Origin of the sequence: Streptomyces globosus, from assembly GCF_003325375.1 — a bacterium.
Lineage (GTDB): Bacteria > Actinomycetota > Actinomycetes > Streptomycetales > Streptomycetaceae > Streptomyces > Streptomyces globosus_A.
On sequence record NZ_CP030862.1, the window covers coordinates 2843780 to 2865380 of the forward strand.

Annotated in this window: 2 protein-coding genes (1 of these 2 only partly in view); both read left to right on the plus strand. The window is 74.7% G+C overall.

From position 1 onward, the window contains the following. Positions 1-11635: the 3' portion of a type I polyketide synthase gene (locus C0216_RS12675; protein WP_428985422.1), read on the plus strand. It extends 16982 nt beyond the left edge of the window; 11635 of the gene's 28617 nt are visible here — the last part of the coding sequence; its start codon lies beyond the left edge, outside the window; it ends in the stop codon at positions 11633-11635. Further along, positions 11632-21555 (plus strand): SDR family NAD(P)-dependent oxidoreductase, encoded by a 9924-nt coding sequence (locus tag C0216_RS12680; protein ID WP_428985488.1) that lies wholly within the window; start codon positions 11632-11634, stop codon positions 21553-21555. The genes C0216_RS12675 and C0216_RS12680 overlap by 4 nt, the downstream gene beginning before the upstream one ends. Positions 21556-21601: the final 46 nt, after the last annotated feature.

A 21601-nucleotide genomic window follows, 5' to 3' on the forward strand; every position in this document is an offset into this window, starting at 1 on the left:
GGGCGCCACCGTGCTCCTTGAGCTCGGCCCCGACGCCGTCCTGAGCGGCGCGGCCCGGGAGGCCGTGGCCGACGAGCGGGTCACCGCCGTCCCGGTCCTGCGCCGGGACCGCGCGGAGGCGGAGGCGGTCGCCAGGGCCGTGGCCGCCCTGCACCTCGGGGGCGCACACGCCGACTGGGAGGCGTTCTTCCCCGCAAGCGGCGCCGCCTGCGCCGCCGCGCTCGACGAGCTGCCGACCTACGCCTTCCAACGCCGGCGCTACTGGCCGGAGGCAGGCCCCGCCGGTGCGGAGGGGCCTGCCGCCGACCCGGTGGACGCCGCGTTCTGGGCGGCCGTCGAGCGGGCGGACCTGTCCGCGCTCGGCGCCGACCTCGGCCTGGACGACGCCACCCTGACGGCCGTCGTGCCCGCCCTCACCTCGTGGCGCCGCAAGCGCCGCGCCGAGTCCACCGTCGACGGCTGGCGCTACGGCAGCACCTGGAAGCCGCTGCCCGCCGCCCCGGCCGCGGGCATCACGCTCGCCGGCACCTGGCTCTGCCTGGTGCCGGCCGACGGGGACGGCGGCGAGGAACTGCTCGAACGCCTCGGCGGCGACCGGTTCACCCTCACCGTCCCGCACGGTGAGACGCGCGCCGACCTCGCCGAGCGGCTGCGCGAACTGCCCGCGGCAGGAGAGCGGTTCACGGGCGTACTGTCCCTGCTGGCGCTCCAGGACGAGGGCCTCCTGCCGACGGCCACCGCCGTCCAGGCCCTCGGAGACGCCGGCATCGAGGCCCCCCTGTGGTGCCTGACCCGCGGCGCCGTCAGCGTCGGCCGCTCCGACCGGCTCGGGCAGCCCGGCCAGGGCGCCGTCTGGGGCCTGGGCCGCAGCGCAGCCCTGGAACACCCCGAGCGCTGGGGCGGCCTGCTGGACCTGCCCGAGACCCTCGACGAGCCGGCCGCACGCCGGATCGCCGGACTGCTCGCGCAGAGCACCGGTCCGGGCCGCTCCGGCGGCGAGGACCAGGTGGCCGTGCGCGCCGCGGGCGTGTACGCCCGCCGGCTGACCCGCCTCCCGCTGGCCGACCGCGCCGACGTACGCCCCTACGCTCCCACCGGCACCGTCCTCATCACCGGCGGCACCGGCGGGATCGGCGCGCACCTCGCCCGCCGGCTCGCCGCCCGCGGCGCCGCACACCTGCTGCTCGTCAGCCGGCGCGGTGCCGAGGCGCCCGGCGCCGTGGAACTCGGTGAGGAACTCGCCGCGCTGGGCGCCCGCGCCACCCTGGCGGCCTGTGACGTCTCCGACCGCGACGCGCTCGCCCGCGTCCTGGCCGGGATCCCGGCGGACCTGCCGCTGACCGCGGTCTTCCACACGGCGGGCGTGGTCGAGGACGGCGTCCTCGACACGCTCACCCCGGAGGCGTTCGCCGCCGTACTCGGCCCGAAGGCCACGGCGGCACGGCACCTGCACGAGCTGACCCGCGAGACGGACCTGGCGGCCTTCGTGCTGTTCTCGTCCACCGCGGCGAGCCTCGGTGCCGCCGGACAGGCCAACTACGCCGCCGCCAACGCCTGCCTCGACGCCCTCGCCGAGCACCGGCGCGGGCAGGGCCTGCCCGCGACCTCGCTGGCCTGGGGCCCCTGGGCGGGCACCGGCATGGCCGGTGACGGGACCGGTGTCGAAGCCCGGGTCCGCCGGGGCGGATACGCCCCCATGGACCCGGAGCTCGCGCTCGACGCGCTGACCCAGGCCCTGGACCAGGGGGGCCCCGCCGCGCTGACCGTCGCCGACATCGACTGGGCCCGGTTCGCCCGGGTGCTGACGGCGGTCCGGCCCAATCCGCTGATCTCCGACCTCGCCGAGACCCGGGGCGCCGCCGCCCCCGCGCAGCCGGCCGCGGGAGACGAGAACGGCCTGCGGCAGCGGCTCACCGCCCTGCCCGCGGCCGGCCGAGCCAAGTTCACCCTGGACTTCCTGCGGGCCCAGGTGGCCGCCGTGCTCGGCCACGCCGACGCCGCCGCCATCGGCGCCGACCAGGCGTTCGCCGACCTCGGCTTCGACTCGCTCACCATCGTCGAACTGCGCAACACCCTCGCCGCGACCACCGGTCTGCGGCTGCCCGCGACCCTCGTGTACGACCACCCGACCCCGCACGACCTCGCCGCGCACCTGCTCGCCGAACTGCTGGGCGGTGCGGACGGCGAACCCGCACCGGGGGCGCCGGCCGGCACCGCCGCCGACCACGACGACGACCCGGTCGTGATCGTCGGCATGGGCTGCAGGTTCCCGGGCGGGGTCGCCTCGCCCGAGGACCTGTGGCGGCTGCTGGCGGCCGGCGAGGACGCCATCTCGGCGTTCCCCGCCGACCGCGGCTGGGACCTCGACAGCCTCGCCCGGGGCGGCTCCGCCACCCTGGAGGGCGGCTTCCTCGACGGCGTCGGCCACTTCGACGCCCGCTTCTTCGGCATCTCGCCGCGCGAGGCCCTCGCCATGGACCCGCAGCAGCGCCTGCTGCTGGAAACCTCCTGGGAGGCCCTGGAGCGGGCCGGCATCGCCCCGGACTCGCTGCGCGCCAGCTCCACCGGGGTGTTCATCGGCACCAACGGCCAGGACTACACCTCCGTCCTGCGCCGCGGCACCGCCGACGTCCAGGGCCACGTCGCCACCGGCAACACCGCCAGCGTGATGTCCGGCCGCCTCTCCTACACCCTGGGCCTGGAGGGCCCGGCCGTCACCGTCGACACCGCCTGCTCCTCCTCGCTCGTCGCCCTCCACCTCGGTGTCCGCGCGCTGCGCGGCGGCGAGTGCTCCCTCGTCCTCGCCGGCGGTGTGTCGGTGATGTCGAGCCCCGACGCGTTCGTCGAGTTCTCCGCACAGGGCGGACTGGCCCCCGACGGCCGCTGCAAGGCCTTCTCCGACGCGGCCGACGGCACCTCCTGGTCGGAGGGCGCGGGCGTCCTCGTCCTGGAACGGCTCTCCGACGCCCGCCGCCACGGCCACCCCGTCCTCGCCGTGGTGCGCGGCGCCGCCGTCAACCAGGACGGCGCCAGCAACGGGCTGACCGCTCCCAACGGGCGCGCCCAGCAGCGGGTCATCCGCCAGGCCCTGGCCGACGCGGACCTCGCGCCCGCCGAGGTCGACGCCGTCGAGGCGCACGGCACCGGCACCCCGCTCGGCGACCCGATCGAGGCCGGCGCGCTGATCGCCGCGTACGGGAAGGACCGGGAACGGCCGCTGCTCCTCGGCGCCGTCAAGTCCAACCTGGGCCACACCCAGGCCGCCGCCGGCATGGCCGGCGTCATCAAGATGGTCATGGCGATGCGGGAGGGCGTCCTGCCGCGCACCCTGCACGCGGACACCCCGTCCACCCACGTGGAGTGGGACGGCGAGGCCGTCACCCTGGTCCGCGAGGAGCAGGCCTGGCCCGCGACCGGGCGCCCGCGCCGGGCGGGTGTCTCCGCCTTCGGCGTCAGCGGCACCAACGCCCACGTGATCGTGGAACAGGCGCCGCCCGCGCCCGACGCGGACGCACCCGCCGTGGTGCCGGCCGCGGCACCGTGGGTGGTGTCCGCCAGGTCCCGGGCCGCGCTCGACGCCCAGCTGGCGCAACTGGCCGCACGCACCGGGGAGCCGGCGCTGGACGTCGGCTTCTCGCTCGCCGCCGGACGCACCCACCTCCCGCACCGGGCCGTGCTCGTGGCGGGAACCGAGGTCGCACGCGGCACGGCCGAGGAGCGGTCCCTCGCGGTCCTCTTCTCCGGCCAGGGCTCACAGCGCCTGGACATGGGGCGCGAACTGTACGGACGCTTCCCCGTGTTCGCCGAGGCCTTCGACGCCGCGTGCGCCGCACTGGACCGGGAACTGGACCGCCCGCTGCGCGAGGTGGTCTGGGGCACGGACGCGGCGCTCACCGACCGCACCCAGTACGCGCAGGCCGGGCTGTTCGCGGTCGAGGTCGCGCTGTACCGCCTGGTGGAGTCGCTCGGCGTACAGCCCGAGTACGTCGCCGGCCACTCGGTCGGCGAGGTGGCGGCCGCGCACGTCGCGGGCGTCCTCACGCTCGCCGACGCCTGCACCCTGGTGGCGGCCCGCGGCCGGCTGATGGAGGCCCTGCCCGAGGGCGGCGCGATGGCCGCGCTCCAGGCGACGGAGGACGAAATCCGGCCGCTGCTCGGCGCGCAGGTGTCCCTCGCCGCCGTGAACGGACCGGCCTCGGTGGTCGTCTCCGGCGCGGCCGACGCGGTCGAGGCCGTACGCGCCGAGTTCGCGGGCAGGGGCCGCAGGACGACCCGGCTGCGGGTCTCGCACGCCTTCCACTCCCCGCTGATGGATCCGATGCTGGACGCCTTCCGGAAGGCCGTCTCCGCGCTGTCGTTCTCCGCGCCGCTGCTGCCGCTCGTCTCGAACGTGACGGGCGGGCTCGCGACGGCGGACCTCGTGTGCGACCCGGAGTACTGGGTCCGGCACGTCCGCGAGACCGTCCGCTTCGCCGACGGCGTCCGCGCCCTCGGCGAGGCGGGGGCCACCGCCTTCCTGGAACTGGGCCCGGACGGTGTCCTCGCCGCCCTCGCCGCGCAGAGCCTGACCGGCGGGGACCCCGTGGTCACCCCGGCCCTGCGCGCGGACCGGCCCGAGGAGTCCGCGTTCGTCACCGCACTGGCCCGGCTGCACGTCGCCGGCGTACGGGTCGACTGGACCCGCCTGTACGAGGGCACCGGCGCCCGGCGCACCGACCTGCCCACCTACCCGTTCCAGCGCGAGCCGTACTGGCCCGAGCCCGCGGCCCTCCCCGCGACCGGGCAGACGGCGCAGGAGCAGAACGCGGACGACGCCGCCTTCTGGGCGGCGGTGGAACGGCAGGACCTGCCCGGACTCTCCGCCACCCTCGGCCTGTCCGAGGACGAGGCGGCCCTGTCGGCGCTCCTGCCCGCGCTGTCCGAGTGGCGTCGCGGCCGCGACGAGAGCGCGGCGGTGGACGGCTGGCGCTACCGGGTGGTCTGGAAGCCGGCCGACGCGGCCCCGGCCGACGCCCTCACGGGCAGCTGGCTGGCGCTCGTCCCGCAGACCCACGCGGACGACGCGTGGGCGGCCGGGATCACGGACGCCCTCGGACCGGACGCGGTACGCCTCGTGGCCGACCCCGCCGACACCGAGGACCTCGCGGCACGGCTGGCCGGACTCGACCGGCGGTTCGACGGCGTGCTGGCCCTGCTCCCCGCCGCCTCCGTGATCCCCGGCGTGACGGCCGCCCTCACCGCGGCCGGTGTCGAGGCACCGCTGTGGTGCGTCACCCGGGGGGCGGTGGCCGTGGGCCGTGCCGACCGGCCCGCCGATCCGGCGCAGGCCGCCCTGTGGGGCCTCGTCCGGGTCGCGGCCCTCGAAGACCCCGCCCGCTGGGGCGGACTGCTCGACGTGACCGAGGTGCCCGACGCCCGTACGGCCGCCCGGCTGCGCTCCCTGCTCGCCGCCGGCCCCGGCGGCGAGGACCAGCTGGCACTGCGCCCGTCCGGCGCCTACGCCCGCCGTCTCGTCCGGTCCTCGGCCGCAGGCCGGGCGTCCGCAACCTGGACCCCGTCCGCAACCGTGCTCGTCATCGGCGACGCCGCCGAGTTCGGCGGCCACACCGCCCGCTGGCTGGCCCGCCAGGGCGCGGACCACGTGCTGCTCGTCGGCACACGGGAACCGGACGCGGCCCTCGCCGACGAACTCGGCGCCCGGCTCGCCGGGCACGGGGCGGCCCTCACCGTGGCCACCGCGGCTCCGGACGACCGGGGAGCGCTGACCGCCGCCCTGTCCGCGCTCCCGTCCGACCGGCCGCTCACCGCGGTGGTCCACACCGGGTACGGCCCCGGACCGACCGGACCGGACCTGGCCCGGGCAGGCGTGGAGACCCTCGAAGGGGCACTCGAAGACGTCCTCGGAGACCGGGAACTGGACGCCTTCGTCCTGTTCACCTCGATCGCCGGCGTCTGGGGCGTACGCGGCCAGGGCACGGGAGCCGCGGCGAGCGCCTGGCTCGACGCCTTCGCCGAACGCCGCCGCGCCACCGGCCGGGCCGCCCTCGCCGTGGCCTGGGGAGCCTGGACCGGTCTCGCCGACGACTCCCTCGACCGGCACCTGCGGCTCAGCGGGCTGCCCGCCATGGACCCCGAGCGGGCCCTGGCCGCCATGCGCCGGGCCACCGGCGACGAAGCGGCGGCCGTGGTCGTCGCGGACGTGGCATGGGAACGCTTCGCGCCGGCCTTCGGGCAGTCCCGCCCGAGCAGGCTCTTCGCCGCGCTCCCCGAGGCCCGCGCCGCACTGGCGCCCGCCGAAGGACGGACCGGTGCAGGCACGGACACGGAGACCGGCACGGGCGCCCTGGCCGCGCTGCGCGCCGAACTGCTCGCCAGGCCCCGGGGACCCGAACGCGACGAGGTGCTGCTGGCCCTCGTACGCCGCGAAGTGGCCGCCGTACTCGGCTACCGGGACCTGGAGGACATCCCGGCCGGCCAGGCCTTCAAGGACCTCGGCTTCGACTCGCTCACTGCCGTGGACCTGCGCAACCAGCTCGCCAAGGCCACCGGCCTGACCCTCCCGGCCACGCTCGCCTTCGACCACCCCACTCCGGCGGCCCTCGCCGCGCAGCTGCGCGCCGAACTGCTGGAGGAGGGGGACGACGACGCGCCGGCCGCCACAACCGCCGGCGAGGCCGCCGAAACGGCCGGGGACCCGATCGTCATCGTGGGCATGAGCTGCCGCTACCCCGGCGGCGTACAGTCCCCCGAGGACCTGTGGGAGCTGCTGCGCGCCGAGGTCGACGCCATCGGCGCCTTCCCCGCCGACCGCGGCTGGGACCTGGACCGGCTTGCCCACGGCGACGCCGACGGCCGCGGCCGCAGCGTCACCCAGAACGGCGGCTTCCTCTACGACGTCGCCGACTTCGACGCCGCCTTCTTCGGCATCTCGCCGCGCGAAGCGGTGATCGTCGACCCGCAGCAGCGGATCGTGCTGGAGGCGGCCTGGGAGGCCCTGGAGCGGGCCGGCGTCGACCCGCACACCCTGCGCGGCGGCGACACCGGCGTGTTCATCGGCGGCGGCAGCGGCGACTACCGGCCCGCCATCGGCCAGCTCGGCCACGTCGAGACCGCCCAGTCCGCCAGCCTGCTCTCCGGCCGGCTGTCGTACACCCTCGGCCTGGAAGGGCCCTCGGTGACCGTCGACACCGCCTGCTCGTCCTCCCTGGTCGCGCTCCACCTGGCCGCGCAGGCCCTGCGGGCCGGGGAGTGCTCCATGGCCCTCGCCGGCGGTGTGACCGTGATGTCCAGCCCCGTCGGGTTCGTCGAGTTCGGCGAGATGGGCGCCCTGTCCCCGGACGGCCGCTGCCGGGCCTTCGCCGACTCGGCGAACGGCACCGGATGGTCGGAAGGCGTCGGCGTACTCGTCGTCGAACGCCTCTCCGACGCCCGCCGCCGCGGCCACGAGGTGCTGGCCGTGCTGCGCGGCTCCGCCGTCAACCAGGACGGTGCGAGCAACGGCCTCACCGCGCCCAACGGCCCGTCCCAGCGGCGCGTCATCCGGCGCGCCCTGGCCAACGCCCGGCTCACCGCCGCCGAAGTCGACGCCGTCGAGGCGCACGGCACCGGCACCAAGCTGGGCGACCCGATCGAGGCCCAGGCACTGCTGGCCACCTACGGCAGGGACCGGGACGCCGGCCGGCCGCTCCTCCTCGGCGCCGTCAAGTCCAACATCGGGCACACCCAGGCCGCGGCGGGCGTCGCCGGAGTCATCAAGATGATCACGGCGATGCGGCACGGCGTCCTGCCGAAGACCCTCCACCTGGACGCGCCCTCCTCGCACGTCGACTGGACCGCCGGCGCGGTGGAACTCCTCACCGAGGAGACCGCCTGGCCGCACACCGGCCGCCCGCGCCGCGCCGGCATCTCCGCCTTCGGCGCCAGCGGCACCAACGCCCACGTCATCCTGGAACAGGCAACCGACCCCATGCAGGACGCACCCCTCACCGAAGCACGGCAGGAACCGGAACCGGCGGTCACCGCCGGCACGGCCGCCGGGCGCATCCCCGTGCCCGTCTCGGCCGCCACCCCCGACGCACTCCGGGCCCAGGCCGCCCGCCTGCACGCCCACGTCACCGGACGGCCCGCCCTCCCGGTCACCGACCTCGCCTACTCCCTGGCGACCACCCGTTCCTCCTTCGACCACCGGGCCGCCGTCCTCGCGGGCGACCGGGACGAACTCCTCGCCGGCCTCGCCGCCCTCGCGGACGGCCGCACCGGACCCCGCGTCCTGCGCGGCGAAGCCGGCGCCCGCAGCCGCAAGACCGCCTTCCTCTTCTCCGGCCAGGGCGCCCAGCGCCCCGGCGCCGGCCGCGAACTGCACGCCCTCCAGCCCGTGTTCGCACGCGCCCTCGACGAGGTGACCGCCCGCTTCGACCTGGAGCTCGACCGCCCGCTGCGCGACCTGCTGTTCGCCGAGGAGGGCACCCCCGAGGCCGCCCTGCTCGACCACACCGGCTACACCCAGCCCGCCCTGTTCGCAATCGAGGTGGCCCTCTACCGGCTCGTCGAATCCTGGGGGCTGCGCCCCGACTTCGTCGCCGGGCACTCTATCGGCGAGATCGCCGCCGCCCACGTGGCGGGCGTGTTCTCCCTCGACGACGCCTGCACCCTGGTCGCCGCCCGCGCTCGGCTGATGGCCGCCCTGCCCGGCGGCGGTGCGATGGCCGCCCTCCAGGCGACCGAGGACGAGGTGCGCGCACACCTCACCGAAGCCGGAGCCGGAGGCCACGGCGTCTCGGTGGCCGCGGTCAACGGCCCCCGGGCCGTCGTCATCGCCGGCGACGAGGCGGCCGTGGACCGGATCGCCCGGAGCTTCGCGGACACCGGCCGCAAGACTAGGCGTTTGCGGGTCAGCCATGCATTTCACTCCGTGCACATGGACGCCATGCTCGACGACTTCGCACGAGTGGCCCGGGGCATCACCTACACCGCCCCGAGCCTTCCCCTCGTGTCGAACCTGACCGGGGAACCGGTCGACGCCGCGCTGGTGTGCACCCCCGACTACTGGGTGCGGCACGTCCGGGAGACCGTCCGGTTCGGCGACGGGCTGCGCGCCCTCGCCGCCCGCGGCGTCACCCGCTTCCTCGAACTCGGCCCGGACGCCACCCTGTCCGCCCTGGCCCAGGACACCGACGGCGCGCACAGCGCCACCTCCGTGACCGCCGTACCGGCCCTGCGCAAGGGACGACCCGAGCAGGACACCCTCCTGACCGCCGTCGCCCGGCTGCACGTCGAAGGCTGCGCGCCCCACTGGCCGTCCGTCTTCACCGGGACCGGCGCCCGCCGGGTGCCGCTGCCGACGTACGCCTTCCAGCGCGCGCGGTACTGGGCCCACGGCAGCCCGGCCACGGCCACTGCGGTGGCCGCCACGGCCGCCGGAACGGACGACGCCTTCTGGACCGCCGTACGCTCCGAGACCCTCGACTCGCTCGCCGGGACCCTCGACGTCGACAGCGACGCACTGTCCAAGGTGCTGCCCGCCCTGGACGACTGGCGCCGCCGCCGCGCCGAGGACGCCACGATCGACGGCTGGCGCCAGCACATCACCTGGCAGCCGCTCACCGGCACCCGCGGCCGCACGGCACCGCCCGCGGGGACCTGGCTCGCCGTCCTCCCCGCCGCGCACGCAGCCGACCCCTGGGCGGCCTCCGCCATCGGCCGGCTCGGCCCGGACACCGTCCGCTTCGAGATCGCCCCGGACACCGACGCGGACCGGGAACGCATGGCGAAGCGACTGCGCGAGCTGGCCGCCGTCGCGGGCGGAGAGTTCACCGGGGTGGTCTCCCTCCTCGCCCTCGACGAGACCGGCGAGGTCCCGCGGGGCGTGGCACTGACCGCCACCCTCCTCCAGGCACTCGGCGACGCCGGACTGACCGCACCCCTGTGGTGCCTGACCCGGGGCGCGGTCGCCGTGACCCCCGGCGAGCCGGTACCGGGCCTCGCCCAGGCCGCCGTCTGGGGCCTCGGACGGGTCGCCGCCCTCGAACACCCGCAGCGCTGGGGCGGTCTGGTCGACCTCCCGGCCGACCTCCCCACCGACCCCGCGGCCCTCGACCGGCTCACCGCCTTCCTCGCCTCACCCGACGGGGAGGACCAGGTCGCCGTCCGAGCCGGAGCACTCCACGGCCGCCGGCTGAGCCCGCTCACGGCCCGCCCCGCACCTGCCACCGCGCCCGCCCGCACCTGGGATCCGGAAGGCACCGTCCTGATCACCGGCGGCACCGGGGCCCTGGGCGCACACGTCGCCCGCCGCCTCGCCGCCGCCGGAGCCCGCCACCTGGTCCTGCTCAGCCGCAGCGGCCCGGACGCCCCCGGCGCCGCCGCCCTGCGCGCCGAACTGGCCGAAGCAGGCGCCGAGGCCACCCTCACCGCCTGCGACGCCGCCGACCGCGAGGCGCTGTCCGCCGTCCTCGCGGCCATCCCGGACCGGGCGCCGCTGACCGCCGTCGTCCACACCGCCGGCGTACTCGACGACGCGGTCGTCGACAGCCTCACCCCGGACCGCTTCACCGCCGTCTTCCGCGCCAAGGTCACCTCCGCGCTGCTCCTCGACGAGCTCACCCGGGACCTGGACCTGAAGGTGTTCGCCCTGTTCTCCTCCGCCTCGGCGGCCGTCGGCAACCCCGGACAGGGCAACTACGCGGCGGCCAACGCCGTCCTCGACGCCCTCGCCGAGCAGCGCCGCGCCCGCGGCCTCGCCGCCACCTCCCTCGCCTGGGGCGCCTGGGGCGGAGCGGGCATGGCAGCCGGCGACCGGGCGGCCGGAGCCGCCCACCGGGCCGGCATCCGGCCCCTGGACCCGGACCTCGCCGTCACGGCCCTGCGCCGCGCGGTCATGGAGCCCGAGCCGACCACCGTCATCTCCGACGCCGACCCCGGCCGGTTCGTCCACGCCTTCACGGCCGTGCGGCCCAGCAAGCTGCTCGCCGGCCTGCCCGTGCCGCAGGCCGCGGACACGGCCGGCCCGGCGGCAGCCCCGGCGGTCCCGGAGCAGCGCGCCGCACTGGCCGCCCTGCCCGCGGGCCGGCGCGGAGCCGCGGTGCTCCACCTCGTACGCACCCGGGCCGCCGAGGTCCTCGGCCTCACCGGACCCGAAGCCGTCGGGGCGGAGAAGGCCTTCCGCGACCTGGGCTTCGACTCCCTCGGCGCCGTGGAGCTGCGCAACCAGCTCACCGCCGCCACCGGCCTGGACCTGCCCGCCACCCTCGTCTTCGACCAGCCCACCCCGGCCGAGCTCGCCGAGCACATCGCCCGGCGGCTCGACCCGACGGCGTCCGACGACGCCGCCGAGTCCCAGGACGTGGACCAGGCACGGCTCCAGGCCCTGCTGGCCTCCGTGTCCGTGGACCAGCTGCGCCGCATCGGCGTCCTCGAACCGCTGCTGCGGCTCGCCGCCGAGCACGGCCGGAACGACGGGCCCGCAGACGAGGCGGACAAGACGCCCGAGTACGCCGACTCCATCGACGCGATGGACGTGGACGCGCTCGTCAACGCAGCCCTCAACACACCCTCGTCCGACCCGAACGCCCACCAGACACCCGACCTCTCATCCGTACCGGCCCACCGCGACGAACCGCAGGGCCGACGGAGCTGACGGAGCAGAACATGGCCACGCCCACGCCCCACGACAAGGTCGTCGAAGCGCTCCGGTCCTCGATGAAGGAGACCGAGCGGCTGCGGCGCCAGAACCTGAACCTGGTCGCCGCAGCCACCGAACCCATCGCCGTCGTGGCCATGGGCTGCCGCTACCCGGGCGGGGTCCACTCGCCCGAGGACCTGTGGGACCTCGTCGCCGCCGGAACCGACGCCATGTCGGACTTCCCGGCCGACCGGGGCTGGGACCTCGACGCCCTGCGCGGCGCCGGAGTCGACTCCCGCGGCCACGGCGTGAGCCGTGGCGGCGGGTTCCTCGACGACGTGGCCGGCTTCGACGCGGACTTCTTCGGCATCTCGCCGCGGGAGGCCGTGTCGATGGACCCCCAGCAGCGGCTGCTGCTGGAGACCTCCTGGGAGGCGTTCGAACGGGCCGGAATCGATCCGTCCCGGCTGCGCGGCAGCCGGACCGGCGTCTTCATGGGCACCAACGGCCAGGACTACGCCTACCTCCTCGTCCGGTCCCTCGACGACGCCACCGGGGACATCGGCACCGGCATCGCCGCCAGTGCCGTCTCCGGCCGGCTCGCCTACCAGCTGGGCCTGGAAGGCCCGGCGGTGACCGTGGACACCGCCTGCTCGTCGTCCCTCGTCGCCCTGCACTGGGCCGTCCAGGCCCTCCGGGCGGGCGAATGCTCACTGGCCCTGGCCGGCGGAGTGAACATCATGTCCACGCCTGGCTCCCTCATGGAGTTCAGCCGGCAGGGCGGGCTGGCGGGGGACGGGCGGTGCAAGGCGTTCGCCGACGCCGCCGACGGCACCGGCTGGTCCGAGGGCGTGGGCGTACTCGTCCTGGAACGCCTGTCGGACGCCGTACGCAACGGGCGGCGCGTGCTCGGCGTCGTCCGTGGCTCCGCCGTGAACCAGGACGGCGCCAGCAACGGCTTCACCGCGCCGAACGGGCCGTCGCAGCAGCGGGTGATCCGTCAGGCGCTTGCGTCGGCGGGTCTGTCGCCGGCGGACGTGGATGTGGTGGAGGGGCACGGGACGGGTACGCCGCTGGGTGACCCGATCGAGGCCCAGGCGCTGTCGGCCACGTATGGCCGGGAGCGGGGGGAGGCGGGTCGGCCGCTTCTGCTCGGGTCGGTGAAGTCGAACATCGGTCATACGCAGGCCGCGGCGGGTGTGGCGGGTGTGATCAAGATGGTCATGGCGATGCGGGAGGGTGTGCTGCCGCGCACCCTGCACGTGGACGTGCCGTCCCGCCACGTCGACTGGTCGGCGGGCGGCGTGCGGCTGCTGACGGAGGCCGTCCGCTGGCCGTCCGGCGAACGCCTGCGCCGGGCGGGCGTGTCCTCGTTCGGCATCAGCGGGACGAACGCGCACGTGGTGCTGGAGGAAGCCCCCGCCGAACCGGCCGCCACCCCCTCGGACACCGGGGTGCTCGCCCCGTGGCTGGTGTCGGGCAAGTCGGCGTCCGCCCTGGACGCCCAGCTGGAACGGCTCACCGGGATCACGGGTTCCCCGCTCGACGTGGGCTTCTCGCTGGCCGCTTCGCGGGCGCGGTTCGCGCACCGGGCGGTGCTGGTGGACGGTGTCGAGATCGCCCGGGGGGTCGCACGCGAGCGGTCGCTGGCGGTGCTGTTCTCGGGTCAGGGGTCGCAGCGGTTGGGGATGGGGCGGGAGTTGTATGCCCGTTTTCCGGTGTTTGCGGCGGCGTTTGACGCGGTGTGTGCGGAGTTGGATGTTCCGGTTCGGGATGTGGTGTGGGGTGGTGACGAGGCGGCGCTGAACGGGACGACGTGTGCGCAGGCGGCGTTGTTCGCGGTCGAGGTGGCGTTGTTCCGGTTGGTGGAGTCGTTGGGTGTGCGGCCGGGTTTTGTGGCCGGGCATTCGGTGGGTGAGGTGGCGGCTGCGCATGTGGCCGGGGTGTTGTCGCTGGCGGATGCGTGTGTGCTGGTGTCGGCGCGTGGTCGGCTGATGCAGGCGCTGCCCGGGGGCGGTGCGATGGTGGCGGTCCAGGCGACGGAGGAGGAAGTCGCTCCGCTGCTGGGTGAGTTTGTGTCGGTTGCCGCCGTCAACGGCCCGTCGGCTGTGGTGGTTTCGGGTGCCGAGGTCGCGGTTGAGGCCGTTCGGACCCACTTCGAGGCCCTGGGCCGCAAGACGACGCGGCTGCGGGTGTCGCATGCGTTCCACTCGCCGTTGATGGATCCGATGCTGGACGAGTTCCGTGCGGTGGTGTCCGGGCTGTCGTTCTCCGCTCCGGAGATTGCGATGGCGACGGATGCCGACCTGGTGTGTGATCCGGAGTACTGGGTGCGGCATGTGCGGGAGACGGTGCGGTTTGCCGACGTGGTGCGTTCGCTGGTGGAGCAGGGCGTCGACGCTTTTCTTGAGTTGGGTCCGGACGGGAGTCTGTGTGCGCTGGCCCAGTTGAGTGTGGAGGCCGAGGTCGCCGTCCCGGTGCTGCGCAAGGGGCGGGGTGAGGAGCGGGCGCTCGTCGACGGGCTGGCACGGCTGTACTGCGCGGGCGTGGCGGTCGACTGGGCACGTCTGTACGACGGCACGGGCGCGCGTGGCGTCGACCTGCCGACGTACGCCTTCCAGCACGAGCGCTACTGGCCCGCACTCACGCCGGATGCCGGTGACGTCACCGCGGCCGGACTGATCGCCGACGCCCACCCCATGCTCGGAGCGGTCCTTCCGCTCGCCCAGTCGGAAGGCGTGGTCTTCACCAGCCGCCTCTCGACCCACGCGCAGCCCTGGCTGACGGGGCAGACGACGCCGGCGACCGGGCTGCTGGAACTGGCACTTCGCGTCGGCGACCACGTCGGCTGCGACCGGGTCGAACGCCTCGTGCACACCACCCCCCTCTCCCTGCCCGTGGACGGCAGTGTCATGGTCCAGGTGCGGGTGGGGGAGCCCGATGAGACGGGCGCCCGTACGGTCGCGTTCTTCTCGCGGGTCGACGGCGGGGGGTGGACGGACCACGCGACCGGCATGCTCGTACCCGCTCCCGAGCGGCCGACGACGGACCTGGCAGGCGCTGACGAGGAGTTCACGCTGTCCGGTGAGGCGGCGCGGGAGGCGGACCGCTTCGGTCTGCACCCGGCGTTGCTGGCCGAGGTGGTGCGGGCGGCGGCGCGCGAGCGGGAGCTCGTGCCGGTGTCCTGGCGCGGGGTCGTGCTGCACGCCGTGGGCGCGTCGGTCGTGCGGGCGCGGATCGGGCGTACGGCTGAGGACTGCGTCTCGCTTGTGCTGGTGGACGCCGAGGGCGTGCCGGTGCTGACGGTTGAGGAGTTGGCCCTCGGCGCTCCTGCGGCGCCGGCCGGGCCCGCACTGCTGCGGGAAGGGCTGCTGCGCCTCGACTGGGTGCCCGCCGATGTGTCGGCGGCTGCCGCTGCCGACGACGCGGGGCCGACGGTTCTGCGTGTCGAGGGCGGCGAGACGGCCGAAGCGGTGCACGAAGTCTGTGCTCGTGTGCTGGCTGCTCTGCAGGAATGGCTGGCGGGGGATCGGCCGACGGACGCCCGCCTGGCCGTCGTGGTACGGGGGGACCTGGCCGGAGCCGCTGTCTCGGGTCTCGTGCGGGCGGCGGAGTCGGAGAACCCGGGTCGCTTCCTGCTCGTCGACGTCGAGGACGACGGGGAGTGGCCGGTCGCCCGGGTCCTCGCGGCAGCCGAGCCCCACGTGCGGGTCCGGGGCGGTGTCGTGTACGTGCCGCGGCTGGGTCGGGTGGAGTCGTCGCTCGGTGTGGTGGGGTCGCCGTTGGGGGACGGGACTGTGCTGGTGACGGGTGGTACGGGTGGTCTGGGTCGTGAGGTGGCCCGGCATCTGGTGGCTGTTCACGGGGTGCGGCGTCTGTTGTTGGTGTCGCGTCGGGGGCTGGAGGCTCCGGGTGCGGTGGAGTTGCGGGATGAGTTGGCTGCTTCCGGTGCGGATGTGTCGGTGGTGGCGTGTGATGTGGCGGACCGGGATGCGCTGGCGGAGGTGTTGGCGGGGGTCGGGTTGTCGGCGGTGGTTCACGCCGCCGGTGTGCTGGATGACGGTGTGGTGACGTCGTTGACGGCTGAGCGGTTGTCGGGGGTGTTGCGTCCGAAGGTGGATGCGGCCTGGCATCTGCACGAGCTGACCCGTGGGATGGATCTGTCGGCGTTCGTGTTGTTCTCGTCGATCTCGGGTGTGATGGGTTCGGCGGGTCAGGGCAATTACGCGGCGGCGAACGTCTTCCTGGATGCGTTGGCGGCGTATCGCCGTGGTCTGGGTCTGGCGGGGCAGTCGCTGGCGTGGGGTGCGTGGGCGCCGTCGGGTGGTATGACGGCGACACTGTCCGAGGCGGACCGGCAGCGGATCGCAGCCTCGGGTGTTCCGCCGCTCTCCGTGGAGCAGGGGCTGGCGCTCCTGGATGCGGCGATGGCCACCGACCTGCCCTACCTCGTCCCCCTCGGCCGGCTCGCCACCGGAACCGGGCCACGCCCGGGGACCGACATACCGCCGCTCTTCCGCGGGCTGTTCAAGGGCGCCCGCCGGACGGCCGTGTCGGCGACCGCCGGTGCGCTCGGGCTTCGGCTCGACGCCCTGGCCGAGGAGGAACGGCTCCGGCACGTGCTGGACCTCGTACGCACCGAAGCGGCCGGAGTGCTCGGCCACACGCCGGGCACGACGGTCGACGCGGAGCGGGAGTTCAAGGACCTCGGCGTCGACTCCCTCACCGCACTCGAACTCCGCAACCGGCTCGGCCACGTCACCGGCCTGCGGCTGCCCGCCACCCTCGTCTTCGACTACCCCACCCCCACCGCCCTCGCCGCCCACCTCCTCGCCGAACTCCTCGGCCGGCAGCAGGCCGTGGACACGGACGGCCCGAAGGTGCCCGCAGCCGACGAACCGATCGCGATCGTCGGCATGGCCTGCCGGATGCCCGGCGGCGTGGACACACCGGAGGCCCTGTTCCGTATGCTCCTCGAAGGCCGGGAAGGGATGACGGACTTCCCCACCGACCGGGGCTGGGACCTGGCCGCTCTCTTCGGTGACAGCACCACCGGCAACCGGGGAGCCAGCGCGGCCCGGCGCGGCGGATTCCTCTCCACACTCGGTGACTTCGACGCCGGATTCTTCGGGATCTCGCCCCGCGAGGCCCTTGCCATGGACCCCCAGCAGCGGCTCCTGCTGGAGACCTCCTGGGAGGCGTTCGAGAGGGCCGGGATCGATGCCACCCGGCTGCGCGGCAGCCGGACCGGCGTGTTCGTGGGTACCACCGGCCAGGACTACGCGTCGCTCGTCATGAACTCGCGCGAGGATGTCGAGGGCCACGCCAGCACGGGTCTGGCGAACAGCGTGATCTCGGGGCGGGTGTCCTACGCCTTCGGACTCGAAGGCCCCGCCGTGACCGTGGACACCGCCTGCTCCTCCTCCCTCGTGGCCCTGCACCTGGCCGCCCAGTCCCTGCGCAGCGGCGAGTCCTCGCTCGCCCTCGCCGGCGGTGTCACCGTTCTGTCCACGCCGATGAGCTTCCTCGGCTTCAGCCGGCAGGGCGGGCTGGCGGGGGACGGGCGGTGCAAGGCGTTCGCGGATGCCGCCGACGGCACCGGCTGGTCCGAGGGGGTGGGCGTACTGGTTCTGGAGCGGCTTTCGGACGCCCGGCGCAACGGGCACGAGGTGCTGGCCGTGGTCCGTGGCTCGGCCGTGAACCAGGACGGTGCGTCGAACGGCCTGACCGCGCCGAACGGGCCGTCGCAGCAGCGGGTGATCCGTCAGGCGCTTGCGTCGGCGGGTCTGTCGCCGGCGGACGTGGATGTGGTGGAGGGGCACGGGACGGGTACGCCGCTGGGTGACCCGATCGAGGCCCAGGCGCTGCTGGCCACGTATGGCCGGGAGCGGGGGGAGGCGGGTCGGCCGCTTCTGCTCGGGTCGGTGAAGTCGAACATCGGTCATACGCAGGCCGCGGCGGGTGTGGCGGGTGTGATCAAGATGGTCATGGCGATGCGGGAGGGTGTGCTGCCGCGCACCCTGCACGTGGATGCGCCGTCCCGTCACGTCGACTGGTCGGCGGGCGCCATCGACCTCCTCACCGAGAACACGGCCTGGCCCGAAGCGGCGCGGCCGTGGCGGGCGGGTGTCTCCTCCTTCGGCCTCAGCGGCACCAACGCGCACGTCGTCCTGGAGCAGTCCGTCCCTTCACCCGCGGAACCGTCCGATGCGAAGACCGTGGCGCCCTGGGTGGTGTCGGGCAGGTCGGAGCAGGCGCTCGACGCGCAGCTGGGGAGACTGGCGGGCGTCGCCGGATCCGGGCTGGACGTGGGCTTCTCGCTGGCCGCTTCGCGGGCGCGGTTCGCGCACCGGGCGGTGCTGGTGGAGGGGGTCGAGATCGCCCGGGGGGTGGCACGCGAGCGGTCGCTGGCGGTGCTGTTCTCGGGTCAGGGGTCGCAGCGGTTGGGGATGGGGCGGGAGTTGTATGCCCGTTTTCCGGTGTTTGCGGCGGCGTTTGACGCGGTGTGTGCGGAGTTGGATGTTCCGGTTCGGGATGTGGTGTGGGGTGGTGACGAGGCGGCGCTGAACGGGACGGCGTGTGCGCAGGCGGCGTTGTTCGCGGTCGAGGTGGCGTTGTTCCGGTTGGTGGAGTCGTTGGGTGTGCGGCCGGGTTTTGTGGCCGGGCATTCGGTGGGTGAGGTGGCGGCTGCGCATGTGGCCGGGGTGTTGTCGCTGGCGGATGCGTGTGCGCTGGTGTCGGCGCGTGGTCGGCTGATGCAGGCGCTGCCCGGGGGCGGTGCGATGCTCGCTGTCCAGGCGACGGAGGAGGAAGTCGGTCCGCTGCTGGGTGAGTCCGTGTCGGTTGCCGCCGTCAACGGACCGTCCTCCCTGGTCGTTTCGGGTGCCGAGGATGCCGTCGAGAGGATTGGCGTGCACTTCCGCGGCATGGGCCGCAAGACGACCCGGCTGCGGGTGTCGCATGCGTTCCACTCGCCGTTGATGGATCCGATGCTGGACGATTTCCGTGCGGTGGTGTCCGGGCTGTCGTTCTCCGCGCCGCGGATCCCGATGGCCGTGGATGCCGACCTGGTGCGCGATCCGGAGTACTGGGTGCGGCACGTCCGCGAGACCGTACGGTTCGCCGACGGTGTACGGGCCCTGCACACGGCGGGCGCCACCGCCTTCGCCGAGCTCGGCCCGGACGGCGTGCTGACCGCCCTCGCCCAGGAGGTCCTGAGTAGCGAGGACCCGCAGGGCATCGTGTTCACCCCGGTTCTGCGCAAGGGCCGGGAGGAGGAGGACACCCTCCTCGAAGGGCTGGCGCGGCTCTTCTGCGCGGGCGTCGCGGTGGACTGGACGCGCCTGTACGAGGACACCGGCGCCCGGCGGGTGGACCTGCCGACGTACGCCTTCCAGCGCGAGCGATACTGGCCCGTTCCGGCCGTCCGTACGGGCGACGTGGCCGGCGCCGGCCTCGCGGCGACCGGGCACGCCCTCCTGGGCGCCGCCGTGACGCCCGCCGACTCCGGCGGCAGCGTGCTGCTCACCGGCCGGCTGACCACGGCGGCGCTGCCGTGGCTCGACGGCCACCTCGCCGACGGGGCGGCCGTCCTCCCGAGCGAGGGTCTGCTGGAGATGGTGCTGCGAGCCGGGGAACAGGCCGGCTGTGAGCACATCGCAGAACTGGCCCTCACGGACCAGCCGCTCGTCCTCCCCGGCACGGGGGCCGTGGCGGTCCAGGTGACGGTCGGAGCTCCCGACGAGACCGGGGCCCGTACGGTCGGCTGCTACACACGCCCCGAGGAGACTGCCGACGGCCCGTGGACCTGCCACGCCACCGGACGTCTGACGCGCGAGCCGGCCGAGGTCAAGCCGATCGGTGACGGGACGTTGGTCGACGCCGCCCTGCCGGGTCGCGCCGAGGACGCCGGGCTCTACGGTCTGCACCCGGCGTTGCTGGCCGAGGTGGTGCGGGCGGCGACGGGCGAGCGGGAGCTGGTGCCGGTGTCCTGGCGCGGGGTGTCGCTGCACGCGGCGGGCGCGTCGGTGGTACGGGCCCGCATCGCGCCGACGGGAGAGGACCTTCTGGCCGTCGAGCTGGCGGACGCCGAGGGCGGGCCGGTCCTGTCCGTGGCGGAGCTGCGTCTCGGGGCCCCTGCGAGGCCGGCCGAGACGGTGCCGGGGCGCGACGGGCTGCTGCGCCTGGACTGGATTCCCGCGGACGGGACCGGAGCTTCCGCAGCCGACGACGCGGCGCTCACGGTCTTCCCCGTGTCCGGTGGTGATGCGCCGGAGGCCGTGCACGCGGCGTGTGTTCGTGTGTTGGCCGCGGTACAGGAGTTGCTGGCGGGGCCTGAGGGCGCGCGTCTGGTGTTCGTGACGCGGGGTGCGGTGTCGGGGGCCGATCTGGCGGGCGCCGCGGTGTGGGGCCTGGTGCGGGCCGCGGAGTCGGAGAACCCGGGCCGCTTCCTCCTCGTGGACGTCGACGACGACTCCGAGCTGTCCCTTGCACAGGTGCTCGCGGCAGGGGAGTCGCAGGTTCTCGTGCGGGGCGGTGTCGTGTACGTGCCGCGGCTGGGTCGGGTGGAGTCGTCGCTCGGTGTGGTGGGGTCGCCGTTGGGGGACGGGACTGTGCTGGTGACGGGTGGTACGGGTGGTCTGGGTCGTGAGGTGGCTCGGCATCTGGTGTCGGTGCATGGGGTGCGGAGTTTGCTGTTGGTGTCGCGTCGGGGGCTGGGTGCTCCGGGTGCGGTGGAGTTGCGGGATGAGTTGGCTGCTTCCGGTGCGGATGTGTCGGTGGTGGCGTGTGATGTGGCGGATCGGGATGCGCTGGCGGAGGTGTTGGCGGGGGTCGGGTTGTCGGCGGTGGTTCACGCCGCCGGTGTGCTGGATGACGGTGTGGTGACGTCGTTGACGGCTGAGCGGTTGTCGGGGGTGTTGCGTCCGAAGGTGGATGCGGCCTGGCATCTGCACGAGCTGACCCGTGGGATGGATCTGTCGGCGTTCGTGTTGTTCTCGTCGGTCTCGGGTGTGATGGGTTCGGCGGGTCAGGGCAATTACGCGGCGGCGAACGTCTTCCTGGATGCGTTGGCGGCGTATCGCCGTGGTCTGGGTCTGGCGGGGCAGTCGCTGGCGTGGGGTGCGTGGGCGCCGTCGGGTGGTATGACGGCGACACTGTCCGAGGCGGACCGGCAGCGGATCGCAGCCTCGGGTGTTCCGCCGCTCTCCGTGGAGCAGGGGCTGGCGCTCCTGGACGCGGCGATGGCCACCGATCTGCCCTACCTCGTCCCCCTCGGCCGGATGTCCGGCACGGGCGCACCCCGGATGCGCGGCGAAGTGCCGCCGCTGCTGCGCGGCCTCATCAAGAGCGCCAAGCGGCAGGCCGCCGCCGGCGGCCCCGCGGCCGGCACCCAGGACATGCTCGCCGCCCGGCTCCGGGAACTGCGAGAAGGCGAGCGGCTGCGGCACGTACGGGAACTCGTGCAGGCAGAGGCGGCGGCCGTGCTCCGGCACACATCAGCCCAGGCCGTCGACGCAGGAACGGAGTTCAAAGACCTCGGCGTCGACTCCCTCACCGCGCTGGAGCTGCGCAACGGGCTCACGGCCGTCACCGGCCTGCGCCTGCCCGCCACCCTCGTCTTCGACTACCCGACGCCGAACGACCTGGCCGAGTACCTGCTGGCCACCCTGCTTCACGAACACCGGGGCGACCGCGACGAGCAGTACGCCCTCCTCGCCGAACTCGACCGGCTGGACGCCGCCTTGACCGCGGCCGATCCCGACGAACACACCCGCGCGGCGGTCTCCCTCCGGCTGCGCCACCTCGTGGAGAAGTGGCGAGCCGGCGACGAGGACTCCGCCTCCGCCGATGTCGCGGAGCGGATCGAATCCGCCACCACCGACGAAGTGCTCGCGTTCATCGACAACGAGCTCGGCCGTCTGAACGACCGCTGATCCGGCCGTCTGTCGTCTTTCACCTCTTCTCCATCGCTGTAGGAAG